Origin of the sequence: Pseudoxanthomonas daejeonensis (assembly GCF_022637495.1) — a bacterium.
GTDB lineage: Bacteria > Pseudomonadota > Gammaproteobacteria > Xanthomonadales > Xanthomonadaceae > Pseudoxanthomonas > Pseudoxanthomonas daejeonensis.
The window spans coordinates 1154105-1167087 of record NZ_CP093331.1 but is presented as its reverse complement, the minus strand read 5'-3'; the positions used below and the strand labels follow the sequence as shown (position 1 = coordinate 1167087).

Below are 12983 nucleotides of genomic sequence, written 5' to 3'. Positions count from 1 at the left end.
TGTCTCTCCCATCATTGTTTGAGTTCCACCGGAGACCCACCTCCGGCGACGACTGCTTCAGGTGCAACGGCGTGGAGCGATCGATGTCTGACCCGTGGCACTTCCCCCGGCTCGTTCTGACGCCGTCACCGCACTTCTTCTGAAAAACCGGAGCCCAGGTACCAGCTGGCGGCGCCGATGACGCCCAGCTGCCCGTGCTCGACCAGCCTTACCGACACCCGCTCAAGCGCCTCGCGCATCGGCCCCTTGTTGAGGAACCGGGCGACGAAGTCGCTGCGGACCAGGAACTCGCGGATGTGCGGCAGGATTCCGCCGGCCAGGTAGACGCCCTGCACGCCGTACAGCAGCGCCATGTCGCCCACGGTGCTGCCGAGCAGGCCGCAGAACACTTCCAGGCTTTCGCGCGCGAGCGCGTCGCTGCCGTCCAGGGCGGCGGCGGTCACTTCGCCGGGCCGCGCGAAGACCGGAGTCACCCCGCGCAATGCGCACAGCGCGTTGTAGAGGTTCATCAGGCCCGGGCCGGACAGCGCGTGCTCGACCGGGACGTGGCTGCGCTGGCCGAGCATCTGCCGCAACAGCGACATCTCCAGCTCGGTCCCGACCGCAAGCGCGGCCTGGCCGGCTTCCGTGGCCAGCACCACCGGACGCGTGGCGGTCGGGATCCACACCGCCGCGCCCAGGCCGGTACCGGGGCCGAGCACGAGCAGTGGACCGGACGCGGTGCGTTCGGGGCCGGCGAGCTGCAGCACTTCGTTGGCACCCAGGTGGGCCACGGCGTGGGCCACGGCTTCGAAATCGTTGGCCAGGTGCACCGCGTCCAGGCCCAGGCTGTCGCGGATCTCCACGGGCGACAGGCGCCAGGGGAGGTTGGCCGTGATCACCGTGCCGTCGGCCAGTGGATAGCCGGCGCTGGCGATCACCGCCACGCGCACCGTTGCCCCGCGGGCGCCGGGAAGGCTGGCGATGAAGTCGTGCAGGATGTCGGCCAGTCCCGCGTAGTCGGCGCAACGGAACTTGCTGTAGGCGAGCACCTGGAGGGGCGCACCGGCTTCGCCACCGGCCTGGACCAGGCCGATGCGGACATGGGTGCCGCCGACGTCGGCCGCGATGAACGGCTGCGACAGTCGGCCCGGCAGGGGTGTTGCATTTGCGGCTGCTGGCACGCGGATTCCCCGTAGCTGGCGTGCGCCGGATTTCCCTGGCCGGTGGCACGAATGCGACGGAGTGTGGAAGTGGTCTGACAACGATGTCAACACATCACGACAAATTGCTTGGGGCTTGTGTCGTCTCGCACCAAAATCGTCATTTCGTCAGCGCTGTCATCTCCTATTGAGTACATTCATGGTGCTAAATCAGGCACATACGACGTATTCATCTTTAATGCCCAGTGCGAATCCATGCTGCGAAGCAGCACGTCCCGTGGTCAAGGAAGGCGACACGCGGTTGACAAGGAGGGCGCGCCGGCGGAAAGAATGTGACAACGTTGTTCCCGCTCCTGACCTGCGCCGGCGACGGCGCCCGGGGCGAAACGACCACCTGCCGGGGAGGCACCGCAATCCATGTCCGCTACCACCACCGCGCCCGCGCGCACCGGCCTGGCCACGTCCATCGCGATCGTGGGCGGCCTGTTTTTCATCATCGGGTTCTTCACCTGGATCAACGGGCCGCTGATCACCTTCGTCAAGCTCGCCTTCGACGTCAGCGAGATCTCGGCGTTCCTGGTGCTGATGGTGTTCTACCTTTCCTACTTCTTCCTCGCGCTGCCTTCGTCGTGGATCCTCAAGGGCACCGGCATGAAGAAGGGCCTGGCGCTGAGCCTGGCGGTGATGGCGGTCGGCGCGATGATGTTCGGCGAGTTCGCCACGCGGCGCTGGTTCGGCGGTGCGCTGGGCGGCCTGTTCGTGATCGGCGGTGGCCTGGCGCTGCTGCAGACCGCGGTCAATCCCTACATTTCCATCCTGGGCCCGATCGAGAGCGCGGCCCGGCGCATCGCGCTGATGGGCATCTGCAACAAGATCGCCGGCATCCTCGCGCCGATCCTGATCGGTTCGCTGGTGCTGCACGGCATCGGCGACCTGGCCGGCCAGGTCGAGGTGGCCGACGCGGCGACCAAGGCCCAGCTGCTCAACGAGTTCGCCGCCAAGATCCACACGCCGTACCTGGTCATGGCCGGGATCCTGTTGCTGCTGGCCGTTGCGGTGCTGTTCTCGCCGCTGCCGGAAATCAGCCCGGCGGAGGCCAATGCGACGCCGGCTGCCGGTGGTGCCCGCGGGCGCACCAGCATCTTCCAGTTCCCGCACCTGTGGCTGGGCGTGCTGTGCCTGTTCGTCTACGTCGGCGTGGAAGTGATGGCCGGTGATGCGATCGGCACCTACGGCCACGCCTTCGGCCTGCCGCTGGACCAGACCAAGTTCTTCACCTCCTTCACCCTGGCCGCGATGCTGCTGGGGTACCTGGCCGGCCTGGCGTTGATCCCGCGCTTCGTCTCGCAGGAGCGCTGGCTCAGCGTGTCGGCGGTGCTGGGCGTACTGCTTTCGCTGGGCGCGCTGTTGACCCAGGGCTACGTATCGGTGGGCTTCGTCGCCGCGCTGGGCTTCGCCAACGCGATGATGTGGCCGGCGATCTTCCCGCTGGCGATCCGCGGCCTGGGCCGCTTCACCGAAATCGGTTCGGCATTGCTGATCATGGGTATCGCCGGTGGCGCGATCATTCCGCAGGCGTTCGCCGTGCTGAAGCAGCACGCCGACTTCCAGTGGGTCTTCGCCGGGCTGATGGTTCCCTGCTACCTGTACATCCTCTACTACGCCCTGCGCGGCCACCGTGCCGGACTGCCGGCGGCGCGCTGATTGCCGCATCATGGACGGCGGATCGATTCAAAAGGCAGCTGAAGGCATGCGCAGGCCGACCATCAAGGACGTCGCCGAGCGGGCGAAAGTCTCGCTCAAGACGGTGTCGCGGGTAATCAACAACGAACCGTCGGTGATGCAGGCCACGCGCTCGCGCGTGCTGGCCGCCATCGCCGACCTCGACTACGAGCCCGACGCCACGGCGCGCAACCTGCGCAGCGGCACGCCGTTCGTGATCGGCCTGGTGTACGACAACCCCAACGCGTACCACATCATCGGCGTGCAGAACGGCGTACTCGCCGCCTGTCGCGAGACCGGATTCGGCCTGCAGATCCAGCCCTGCGATTCCACCTCGCCACTGCTGGCCGAGGAACTGGCCGAGCTGGTGCAGCGCTCGCGCCTGGCCGGGCTGGTGCTGACCGCGCCGATGTCCGAGCGGCCGGACCTGGTCGCCGCGCTGGTCGCGAAGGGCATCCGCGTGGTGCGGATCATCGCCGCCACCGAGGATCCCGGCGACGGTCCCTGCGTCTACATCGACGACCGCGACGCCGCGTACGAAGTCACCGAGCACCTGATCCAGCTCGGCCACCAGCGCATCGGTTTCCTCTGGGGCGGGGCGCAGCACCACTCCTCCGGCGAGCGCTACGCCGGCTACGAAGCGGCGCTCAAGGACTACGGCATCGTCCTGGACAAGCACCTGGTGGTCCCGGGCGACTACACCTTCGACGACGGGTTCCGCGGTGCGCGTCGCCTGCTCGCGCTGCGCGAGCCGCCGACCGCGATCTTCGGCAGCAACGACGAGATCGCCGCCGGCGTGCTGGCCGCGGCGAAATCGGTGGGGTTGAACGTGCCCTACGACCTGTCCATCGCCGGATTCGAGGACAGCCCGTTCTCGCGCCAGTCGTGGCCCGCGCTGACCACCGCCAAGCAGGCCACCGAGGACATTGCCCGGCACGCGGCGCGCCTGCTGATCGGCAGCCTGCGCCAGGACGCCTACGACGACCACCCGCTGGCCGTGACCAACCAGGGCTTCGTGCCGCAGCTGGTGGTCCGCGGCTCCACCGCGCCGGCGCCGCTGCAGGCGCGCCCGCGACCTCCGACCCCTTCCTCAGAAGCATGAACATGCCGATCGCGCTGCCCGCAGCACACCAGACCCTGATGTTCAACGAGGCAGCGGAAACCGCGGCCCTGGTCGCCGGGCAGTTCGCGCGCAACCGAGAAACCGTCGCCGCGCTGGCATCGCAACTGCGGGCATCGCCACCACCATTCGTGGCCACCTGCGCGCGCGGCAGCTCCGATCATGCCGCCACTTACGCCAAGTACCTGATCGAAACCCAGCTGGGGATCGTCACCGCGTCGCTGTCGCCGTCGATCGGCTCGGTGTACGCCGCGCCGCTGCGACTGGAAGGTGCGTTGTTCATCGCCATCTCGCAGTCGGGCAAGAGCCCTGACCTGCTGCGCAACGCCGAAGCCGCCAAGGCCGCAGGCGCACGCGTGGTGGCGCTGGTCAACGTCGAGGACTCGCCGCTGGCGCAACTGGCCGACACGGTGATACCGCTGGGCGCCGGCCCGGAGAAGAGCGTCGCCGCGACCAAGAGCTACCTGGCTTCGCTGGCGGCCATCGCCCAGCTGGTCGCGCACTGGAAGGACGAGCCCGGACTGCTTGCCGCACTGGATACCCTGCCGCAGTCGCTGGGCGAAGCATGGAACCAGGACTGGTCGACGCTTACCGACGGGCTGGTCGATGCACGCAACCTGTTCGTGCTCGGCCGTGGCCTGGGCCTGGGCGCGGCCCAGGAAGCGGCACTGAAGTTCAAGGAAACCTGCGGCCTGCATGCCGAGGCCTACAGCTCGGCCGAGGTCAAGCATGGGCCTATGGCACTGGTCGGGGCCGGATTCCCGGTGCTGGTGTTCGCGCAGCCGGATGAAACCGGCGCCGGCGCGCTCGCCGTGGCCGACGAGTTCCACGCGCGCGGTGCGGAGGTCTGGGTGGCCTCGGCACGGGGGGCGTCGTCCACGGCGCCTTCCAGCGTCCAGTTGCCACTGGCGCAGGCCGCGCATCCCGCGCTGGCTCCGCTGCTCACCGTGCAGAGCTTCTATCGCGCGATCAACGCGCTGGCGCTGCGGCGCGGCCACAATCCCGACCTGCCGCCGCACCTCAACAAGGTCACGGAGACGGTCTGATGGCGCTGCGCGCGCTGGTCAACGCGAAGGTCCTGGTCGAAGACGGCTTCTCCGACCACCTTGCGGTGCTGCTCGACGCCGCCGGTGGCATCGCCGCACTGGTTCCAGCGGGACAGGCGCGCGCGCGGGCCGATGAAGTGCACGACCTCGAGGGCGGCTGGCTGCTGCCCGGCTTCATCGATGCGCAGGTCAACGGCGGCGGTGGCGTGCTGTTCAACAACGACACGCGTGTCGAAGCGATCGCCGCGATCGGGCGCGCGCACCGCAGGTTCGGCACCACCGGTTTCCTGCCGACCCTGATCAGCGACGATGCCGCGGTCATGGCGCGTGCGGTCGACGCGACCCGCGACGCGATCACGGCGGGCGTGCCCGGCGTGCTCGGCGTGCACCTGGAAGGCCCGTACATCGCGCCGGCACGCAAGGGCACCCACGATGCGGCGAAGTTCCGCGTACCGGATGCCGTCGAAGCGACAATGGCGACCTCGCTGGACAACGGCGTCACCCTGATCACCCTGGCGCCGGAGCAGGTGCCGCTGGACACGATCCGGATGATGGTCGCCCGTGGCGCCATCGTCGTCGCCGGCCACACCGCCGCCACTTACGAGCAGACGCGCGCAGGACTGGATGCGGGCCTGCGCGGCTTCACCCACCTGTACAACGCGATGACGCCGCTGCAGGGGCGCGAGCCCGGCGCGGTCGGTGCCGCGCTGGAAGATCGCGACAGCTGGTGCGGCGTCATCGTCGACGGCGTGCACGTGCATCCGGCCAGCCTGCGGGTGGCCCTGGCGGCCAAGCCGCCCGGCAAGATCTTCCTGGTCACCGATGCGATGCCGATGGTGGGTTCGGACGATCCGGCCTTCGCGCTGTATGGCGAAGTGATCACCGCCGTGGATGGCGTCGTGCGCAACGCCGCCGGCGCGCTGGCGGGCTCGGCGCTGGACATGGCGACCGCCGTGCGCAACTGCGTACAGCTGCTGGGGTTGCCACTGGACGAGGCCGCGCGCATGGCCGCGACCTACCCGGCCGAATTCCTCGGCCTGGGCCGGCGCCATGGACGCATCGCGCCCGGCTTCCAGGCCGACCTGGTCCTGCTGGACGACGCGCTGCAGGTGCGCTCGACCTGGATCGCCGGCGCGCGCGAGGATGTCGCGTGACCGCATTCCCGGCGTGGCGGGCGTGACCGCCAGCCCGCGCGCGCCGCGCTTCGCTTCGGTCGATGCGCTGCGCGGGCTGACCGTGGCGGCGATGCTGCTGGTGAACAATCCCGGCGACTGGGGTCATGTGTACGCACCGCTGCTGCACGCCGAATGGCACGGCTGCACGCCGACCGACCTGGTGTTCCCGTTCTTCCTGTTCATCGTCGGTGTCTCGATCGCACTGGGCGTGGTGCCGCGCATGGAAGCCGGAGCCGATCGCGGCGCATTGATGCGCTCGGTCACCGTGCGTGCGTTGCGCATCATCGGCCTCGGCCTGCTGCTGCACGTGCTGGCGTGGTGGTGGATGGAAATGCCGCATTTCAGGCCCTGGGGCGTGCTGCAGCGGATCGGCCTGTGCTTCCTCGCCGCCGGCGCGGTGGCGTTGTGGCTGCGGCCACGCGCGCAGTGGCTGCTGACCGGTGCGCTGTTGCTGGGCTGGTGGGTGCTGCTGGCCTGGGGTGGCAGCCTGGAGCCGTGGGTCAACCTTGCCAGTCGCGTCGATACCGCATTGCTGGGGCCGTGGCTGTACCAGTTCGATCCGATGACGGGGCGGGGTCACGATCCCGAAGGCCTGCCGAGCACGCTCGGGGCCTTGGCGACCACATTGCTGGGCCTGCGTGCAGGTGACTGGCTGCGGCACGGCCGGCCGCGCGCGCTCTGCATCGGTGGCGTTGCCGCGCTGCTGCTGGGCCTGCTCTGGGCGCAGCTGCTGCCATGGAACAAGAACCTGTGGACGTCGTCCTATGTGCTGTGGAGCGGGGGCTGGGCGATGCTCGCGCTGGCCGCGGCCCATGTGCTGGTCAATCGGCGGCGCTGGCCGGCGCTGGGTCGCAGCTTCGGCGTCAATGCGATCGCCGCCTACGCGGGTTCGGCGGTGATGGTGTACCTGTTCGCGGCGTTGGGCTGGTGGGAGCCTGTCTACCGGATCGGATTCGCAGGCTGGATGACGCCGCGCTTCGGTCCCTACCTGCCGTCACTCGCGTTCGCGCTGGCGTTCGTCGGGTTCTGGTGGCTGGTCGTGCGTGCGATGGACCGGCGCGGCTGGCATATCAAGGTCTGATTCCGGGGACAGTCTTGGCGGGACCGGCTTCTTGTCGCGAAGCCGGCGCGTCGGTACGGGCGATGTTCCGGCCGCTTTCGACGGCCTGGGTGTCGCGGTCGTGCCCGCTCCTGCAAGGCAGGGATGTCAGGGCTGGCATTCCGCCGCCCGCGCCAGGAGCAGGTCGCGTTCGCGGGTGTTGCCGGTCATCGCCGCGGCACGCTCGAATTCGCCGCGTGCCTCGCCGAGGCGGCCGAGGCGGAACAGCAGGTCGCCACGTACGCTCGGCAACAGGTGGTAGCTCGCCAGCTTTGGTTCGTCACGCAGTGCGTCCACGCGCCCAAGCGCGGCCTCGGGGCCGAACGCCATCGAGACTGCCACCGCGCGGTTGAGTTCGACCACGGGCGATGGCGAAAGCTGCGCGAGAGCATCGTACAAGGCGACGATGCGCACCCAGTCGGTATCGGCGGCGGTGACCGCGCGCGCGTGGCAGGCCGCGATCGCTGCCTGCAATGCATAGGGCCCAAGTGCACCGCCCAGTCTTTGCGCGCGCTCCAGCGCGGCCAGGCCGCGGCCGACCAGCAGCCGGTCCCAGCGCGAGCGGTCCTGGTCCAGCAGCAGCACCGGTTCGCCATCCGCGCCGATGCGTGCGTGCAGGCGCGAGGCCTGGATTTCCATCAGCGCGACCAGTCCCAGCACTTCCGATTCGTCCGGCATCAGTCCGGCCAGCACGCGTCCCAGGCGCAGCGCTTCCTCGCACAGCCCCGGGCGGATCCAGTGGTCGCCGCTGCTGGCCGCATAGCCTTCGTTGAAGACCAGGTAGATCACCCCGAGCACGGCCGACAGGCGCTCGGGCAGCTCCTCGCGGCGCGGGATCTCGAACGGCACGTTCGCCTCGGCCAGCGTGCGCTTGGCGCGGACGATGCGCTGGGCCACGGTGGCTTCGGCGGCGAGGAATGCGCGTGCGATCTCTCCCGTCTCCAGGCCGCCAAGCAGCCGCAGGGTCAACGCAACGCGCGATTCCGGCGGCAGCACCGGGTGGCAGCTGATGAACATCAGCCGCAGCAGGTCGTCGCCGACCGGATCATCGAGCAGCTCCCCGTTGTGCTGGTCGACTTCGGCCTGCCACTGCTCCAGCTCGTAGGCGATCTCCACATGCTTCTGGTCGCGCAGCTTGAGGTGGCGCAGGCGGTCGATCGCACGATTGCGCGCGGTGGTGGTCAGCCACGCGGCCGGGTTGTCCGGCACGCCGCTCTCTGGCCATTTCTCCAGCGCCGCGACCAGTGCGTCCTGCGCCAGTTCCTCGGCCAGGCCGACGTCGCGGACCATGCGCACCAGCCCGGCGATGACGCGCGCCGACTCCATCCGCCAGACGGCGTCGATGGTGCGATGGATATCGTGGTGGGGCCGGTGGTCGCTCATGCGTGGCGATCACACCATCGCCGCGCGAGCCGGACAAGTGCCCGCTCCATCATGTCGAAGGCGGCACCGCGTCCGGGTCCATGAAGAAGGGCTCCCACTGGTGGCCGTCGAGGTCGGCGAAGCTCTGCTGGTACATGAATCCGTGGTCGCGCGCCGGCTGGGTGATGGTCGCGCCCGCGGCCACCGCCTTGCCGACCAGTTCGTCCACCTCCTCGCGGCTTTCCAGCGAGAACGCCAGCAGTACTTCGGTCTGCTGGCGGGCGTCGCCGAGCGGCTTGGCGGTGAAGCCCTGGAAGAACGGCTCCACCAGCAGCATCACGAAGCTGTCGTCGGAGACGATCATGCAGGTGGCGTTCGCATCGGTGAATTGGGGGTTGAAACTGAAGCCCAGCGCGGTGAAGAACGCGACCGAACGATCGAGGTCCTTCACCGGCAGGTTGACGAAGAGCTTGCGGGGCATGGGCGGGTTTCCGTTGCGCGTGGCGGGAGATGGGGTTCAGCCCTCGGGGCAGGGATCGGAGCAGTTGACCATCCACGGCACCCCATGGCGGTCCACCAGGCTGCCGTAACGCTTGGCCCAGAACGTCTGCTGCAGCGGCATCTCGATCCGCCGCGCGTCCCGGGACAGCGCGGCGAACACCCGCTCCGACTCGGCGACATCCGCGGTCTGGAACGTGATGTAGGAACCGGTGATCCCCCGGTAGGGATGGTCCGGCGTGGCATCGGTGCCCATCAGCAGGTGCCCGCCGATCTCGACGCAGCCGTGCATGATCCGGTCCTTCACCGAAGCCGGCATTTCGCCGCAGCCTTCCTGCGGTGGCATCTCGCCGAAGGTCATCATCCCCATGACCGTGCCGCCCAGCAGTTCCGCGTACGACTCCAGCGCCTGGCGGCAGTCGCCGCCGAAGCTCAGGTAGGTGTTCAGTTGCATGTGCATGTCCTCCAGGAGTGGGCACTCAATTGCGCGCGGCGATCTCGTCGCGCAGGCGGCGTTCCTGCTCTCGCAGCTCGGGGGTGAACTCGGCGCCGAAGTCGTCTTCCTCGAACACCGGCCGGATTTCGATCTCGCTGTCTTCCATGTGCGGGTTCGGGCAGCGCTTGACCCATTCGATGGCCTCGTCCATCGAGCGCACCTGCCACAGCCAGAATCCGGCGACCAGCTCCTTGGTCTCGGCGAACGGGCCATCGACCACCGTGCGCCCGCTGCCGGAGAACTGGACGCGCACGCCGCGCGAGGTCGGATGCAGGCCTTCGCCGGCCAGCATCACTCCGGCCCTGACCAGCTCCTCGTTGAACCGGCCCATGTCGGCCAGCAGTCGTTCGTCCGGCATCGTGCCGGCCTCGGAGCCGGGCGAGGCCTTCACTATCACCATCACGCGCATGTCCGTGTCCTCGTCAGTGGGTAACGCCCTGCCAGGCGGCGTGCGGCCGTCCACGCGGGCTTCGGGGTACGACGGCCGGCCGGCGCCGGAATCGACACGGGCCGCAGCGGATCGCGTCCAGGAGTTCGGGCGGCCCAATCCGTGACCGGCTTGTAGCCGGGTAGACCGCGGCGTGCGACAGTCCCCGTCCAGTCGGGCAGCGGCGGTCGGGCTTCGCGGGGCAGCAGTCCTGCTGGCCTTCGATCCACCGGAACGGAACCCGGTTCCAGGCATGCACGTGTCGGAGAGGATGCAAGCATGATGTTCATGGTCGGCCAGGGAGAGCGGGTGTTGGCCATCGGCCCGCACGAGGACCACCATTGCCCACGCTGCGACGAGGTCAGGCCGTTCGAGCCGCAGCTCAGGTACAAGTTCGGCGAGTTCGACCTGCTCTTCGGGTTCGTCTACGACAAGCGCTACCAGCTGGCCTGCACGCAATGCAGTCACGGCTGGCTCCTTGACACCCGCCTGACCGAACGCGAGCTCGGTCGCATTCCGATTCCGCTGCGCCTGCGTTTCGGCTTCGTGGTCCTGGTCGTGCTGGTCGCCGGACTCGGTGCCGCGGCTTACGCGATCAAGGCCGGTCCCTGAGGCGGTCGGAGATGGCGCCCGGACCGGACGCTGCTGCAGTGCGCGAATCCATCCATCTCCATTTCCGTCACCGCCCTGTCGTTGGAGTGATGCCATGCACCCCGAGATCCAGGCCTACAACGCATGCCAGAAGCCGGCCCATCGCGCGGTCTGCGAGTTGCTCGCCCATGAGATCGACGCCCACCTGCCGGGTGCCGAAAACAGGATCTGGCACGCGCATCCGGTGTGGTTCCTGGACGGCAATCCGATCGCCGGCTACAGCCTGCAGAAGCCGGGCATTCGCCTGATGTTCTGGAGCGGCGCCGACTTCGACGAGGCCGGGCTGGCCGTCGTCGGCAAGAAGTTCAAGGACGCCTCGGTGTTCTACAACGAGGTGTCGGAGATCGACATCGCCGACCTGCAGCGCTGGGTCGGCAAGTCGCGGACGATCCAGTGGGACTACAAGAACATCGTCCGCCGCAAGGGACGACTGGAGCGGCTGCCCTAGTCCGGAGTCCGTCTGGCCGCCCGGCATCGCTTCCACGCATCGCCGGTGCGGGGGGCTGTCACGACGGATCCGGTCGCCGGTTCAGCGCCGTATCGGTGCCAGCGTCTCCACCTGCACCCGGTCGATGTCCACGTGCCCGCGCGTGGTCGAGTTGTCCACGGTCGACCAGTTGAAAAGCGCCGGCCGCGCGCCCTTCCACCAGCTGAAGCGCATGGGCCTGGCCTCGCCGAGCGCGACGAAGCTGCGGCCGTCGTCGAGGCTGTATTCGTAGCGCACGCCCTGGTCGGCGACGTGCTGGCGCAGCTGTACGGTGGTGCCGTCCACGCGCGGGCCGCGGGTTTCCACGCCGGCCGAAGCGAACACCAGGTGACGTACGCCGTCTTGCCGCGCCACCCCGATCCAGTTCGGCTGCACCTGCAGCATCGCCAGCCCGGCGCGTTCGCCGTCCTGCAGCGCCGATACGTCCATCCGCACGGTGGTACGCGAGGCGCTGCCGTGGTGGACCTGGGTGAGCGTGTTGCGCGCGGCCAGGAAGCCGGGCGCGTACATCGCCGTCAGGCGCAGGTAGCCCCTGCGTGCGGCCAGGCTCCAGTGCGTATCGACCGGGTTGTGGTTCCACTCCCACTGCGGGCCGAGGGTGGTGGCGTCGAACGTGTCGGAGGTCTGCGGATGCATGGTCGGATGCACGCGGCCGACGTCGGGCATGCGATGCGTGGCGACCGGCTGGCCGGTGGTGGCGGAGACGGGCTCGCCGATCAGCGGCCAGTCGTCGATCCACCGCACCGGTTGCAGGTGGACGATGCGCCCGTAGGCGCCGGTGCTGTTGAAGTGGGCAAACCAGCCTTCGCCCGACGGCGTCTCCACGTAACCGCCCTGGTGCGGCGCCTGCACATCGGTATCGCCCTGGGCGAGCACGGTGCGCCATTCGTAGGGACCGCGGATGTCGCGCGCGCGCAGCACCGCCTGCGGGCCTTTCTCCACGCCACCGTAGGGCGCGAAGATGTAGTACCAGCCATTGCGCTTGAGCAGCTTGGGGCCTTCCAGGACCGGCAGGTTCACCGGGTCTTCGACGATCACGGTACCGGCGTCGAGCACGCGGGTGCCATCGGGCGTCATCCGCCGCAGGATCAGCGGACCGGCGCCGACCTTCGAGTGGACCAGCCAGGCGCTGCCGTCGTCGTCCCACAGCGGGGATGGATCCTCGAAACCGGCCTGCGCGACCAGCGCGACCGGCGAACTCCACGGGCCCTGGGGTTTCTCCGCGGAAACCATGAAGATGCCGTCGGTCGGCGTGGCGAAGAAGATGAAGAAGCGGCCGTCGTGGTGGCGGATCGACGGTGCCCACACGCCGGCGCTGTAGCGGTGGCCCATCGCCGGGTCCAGGCGCGCGCGCGCGGAGCTGTCGTCGAAGTCGAGCGGGCCGGGCAGGTCGTAGGCGGGTCCGAACGGCAGCCGCGGCAGGGCATGGCCGGCGATGGTCCAGTGCACGAGATCCTTCGATGTCAGCACCGGCAGGCCCGGCGAGAAGTGGAAGGTCGAGGCGACCATGATGTAGTCGTCGCCGACCCGGATCACGTCGGGATCGGAGTAGTCGGCGAACAGGATGGGGTTGGCGTAATCGCGAGGCGGCGGCTCGGCGGCCGTTGCCGGCGGGCATGCCAGCGCCAGCGCAAGCAGGAGCGGTCGCAGCACGGTGGGAAGGGGAGCATTGGCGTCGTGCACGAACTACTTCCCTGGCATCGCGGCAATGCCCGCGCAACGCAAGGGTACCTGCAGGCGAAAGCCGGTGGGCCGCGA

At 68.9% G+C, this 12983-nt stretch carries 13 protein-coding genes; 7 read left to right on the top strand and 6 right to left on the bottom strand.

From position 1 onward, the window contains the following. Positions 1–125 precede the first annotated feature (125 nt). Positions 126–1163, bottom strand: coding sequence for a glucokinase family protein (locus MNQ95_RS05330; protein ID WP_241954022.1), 1038 nt, complete (start codon positions 1161–1163; stop codon positions 126–128). A 396-nt stretch (positions 1164–1559) separates the two neighbouring features. Here MNQ95_RS05330 and MNQ95_RS05325 point away from each other — a divergent pair, with 396 nt between their 5' ends. Genes MNQ95_RS05325 through MNQ95_RS05305 form a run of 5 tightly spaced genes read left to right on the top strand, consistent with a single transcriptional unit; the run spans position 1560 to position 7286 of the window. Next, positions 1560–2846, top strand: coding sequence for a sugar MFS transporter (locus MNQ95_RS05325; protein ID WP_162407985.1), 1287 nt, complete (start codon positions 1560–1562; stop codon positions 2844–2846). Positions 2847–2892: 46 nt separating this feature from the next. After that, the gene (locus MNQ95_RS05320) at positions 2893–3966 is read left to right on the top strand and encodes a LacI family DNA-binding transcriptional regulator (protein ID WP_162407984.1); all 1074 of its coding nucleotides are present in this window, start codon (positions 2893–2895) and stop codon (positions 3964–3966) included. Beyond that, positions 3963–5030 carry an SIS domain-containing protein gene (locus tag MNQ95_RS05315; protein WP_425501281.1) on the top strand — a complete coding sequence of 356 codons (1068 nt, stop codon included), beginning with the start codon at positions 3963–3965 and terminating at the stop codon, positions 5028–5030. The genes MNQ95_RS05320 and MNQ95_RS05315 overlap by 4 nt, the downstream gene beginning before the upstream one ends. Then, a complete protein-coding gene (nagA, locus tag MNQ95_RS05310; RefSeq protein WP_241954021.1) occupies positions 5030–6184 on the top strand; it encodes an N-acetylglucosamine-6-phosphate deacetylase in 1155 nt (384 codons plus the stop codon). The genes MNQ95_RS05315 and nagA overlap by 1 nt, the downstream gene beginning before the upstream one ends. After that, complete coding sequence (locus tag MNQ95_RS05305; protein ID WP_425605710.1) at positions 6174–7286, top strand: acyltransferase family protein; 1113 nt, start codon at positions 6174–6176, stop codon at positions 7284–7286. The genes nagA and MNQ95_RS05305 overlap by 11 nt, the downstream gene beginning before the upstream one ends. A 126-nt stretch (positions 7287–7412) precedes the next feature. Here the strand turns inward: MNQ95_RS05305 and MNQ95_RS05300 are convergent, their stop codons facing one another. From MNQ95_RS05300 to MNQ95_RS05285, 4 genes are read right to left on the bottom strand one after another with little or no spacing between them, the layout of a single operon-like run. Next, positions 7413–8687, bottom strand: coding sequence for an RNA polymerase sigma factor (locus tag MNQ95_RS05300; RefSeq protein WP_162407981.1), 1275 nt, complete (start codon positions 8685–8687; stop codon positions 7413–7415). A 49-nt stretch (positions 8688–8736) separates the two neighbouring features. Next, on the bottom strand, positions 8737–9147 hold the full coding sequence (locus tag MNQ95_RS05295; protein WP_241954020.1) for a VOC family protein: 411 nt from the start codon (positions 9145–9147) through the stop codon (positions 8737–8739). Between the two features lie 36 nt (positions 9148–9183). Beyond that, on the bottom strand, positions 9184–9618 hold the full coding sequence (locus MNQ95_RS05290; RefSeq protein WP_241954019.1) for a VOC family protein: 435 nt from the start codon (positions 9616–9618) through the stop codon (positions 9184–9186). A 25-nt stretch (positions 9619–9643) separates the two neighbouring features. Next, positions 9644–10069: a YciI family protein gene (locus MNQ95_RS05285; RefSeq protein WP_162407978.1), complete on the bottom strand. Its 426-nt coding sequence runs from the start codon at positions 10067–10069 to the stop codon at positions 9644–9646. 297 nt (positions 10070–10366) lie between these two features. Here MNQ95_RS05285 and MNQ95_RS05280 point away from each other — a divergent pair, with 297 nt between their 5' ends. Both MNQ95_RS05280 and MNQ95_RS05275 read left to right on the top strand, forming a co-directional pair. Then, complete coding sequence (locus MNQ95_RS05280; RefSeq protein WP_338423334.1) at positions 10367–10699, top strand: hypothetical protein; 333 nt, start codon at positions 10367–10369, stop codon at positions 10697–10699. A gap of 94 nt (positions 10700–10793) precedes the next feature. Then, entirely contained in the window at positions 10794–11186 is a 393-nt protein-coding gene (locus MNQ95_RS05275) for a DUF1801 domain-containing protein (RefSeq protein WP_241954018.1), read from the top strand. 81 nt (positions 11187–11267) lie between these two features. Here MNQ95_RS05275 and MNQ95_RS05270 read toward each other — a convergent pair whose 3' ends face one another. Next, the gene (locus MNQ95_RS05270; protein ID WP_241954017.1) at positions 11268–12878 is read right to left on the bottom strand and encodes a glycoside hydrolase family 43 protein; all 1611 of its coding nucleotides are present in this window, start codon (positions 12876–12878) and stop codon (positions 11268–11270) included. Between the last annotated feature and the right edge of the window lie 105 nt (positions 12879–12983).

Bases quoted from the DNA above. Each gene is read 5' to 3' on its own strand.
- nagA (WP_241954021.1), top strand. From the start codon at position 5,030: ATGGCGCTGCGCGCGCTGGTCAACGCGAAGGTCCTGGTCGAAGACGGC.
- MNQ95_RS05300 (WP_162407981.1), bottom strand. From the start codon at position 8,687: ATGAGCGACCACCGGCCCCACCACGATATCCATCGCACCATCGACGCC.
- MNQ95_RS05275 (WP_241954018.1), top strand. From the start codon at position 10,794: ATGCACCCCGAGATCCAGGCCTACAACGCATGCCAGAAGCCGGCCCAT.
- MNQ95_RS05295 (WP_241954020.1), bottom strand. From the start codon at position 9,147: ATGCCCCGCAAGCTCTTCGTCAACCTGCCGGTGAAGGACCTCGATCGT.
- MNQ95_RS05325 (WP_162407985.1), top strand. From the start codon at position 1,560: ATGTCCGCTACCACCACCGCGCCCGCGCGCACCGGCCTGGCCACGTCC.
- MNQ95_RS05290 (WP_241954019.1), bottom strand. From the start codon at position 9,618: ATGCAACTGAACACCTACCTGAGCTTCGGCGGCGACTGCCGCCAGGCG.
- MNQ95_RS05305 (WP_425605710.1), top strand. From the start codon at position 6,174: ATGTCGCGTGACCGCATTCCCGGCGTGGCGGGCGTGACCGCCAGCCCG.
- MNQ95_RS05320 (WP_162407984.1), top strand. From the start codon at position 2,893: ATGCGCAGGCCGACCATCAAGGACGTCGCCGAGCGGGCGAAAGTCTCG.
- MNQ95_RS05280 (WP_338423334.1), top strand. From the start codon at position 10,367: ATGATGTTCATGGTCGGCCAGGGAGAGCGGGTGTTGGCCATCGGCCCG.
- MNQ95_RS05315 (WP_425501281.1), top strand. From the start codon at position 3,963: ATGAACATGCCGATCGCGCTGCCCGCAGCACACCAGACCCTGATGTTC.
- MNQ95_RS05285 (WP_162407978.1), bottom strand. From the start codon at position 10,069: ATGCGCGTGATGGTGATAGTGAAGGCCTCGCCCGGCTCCGAGGCCGGC.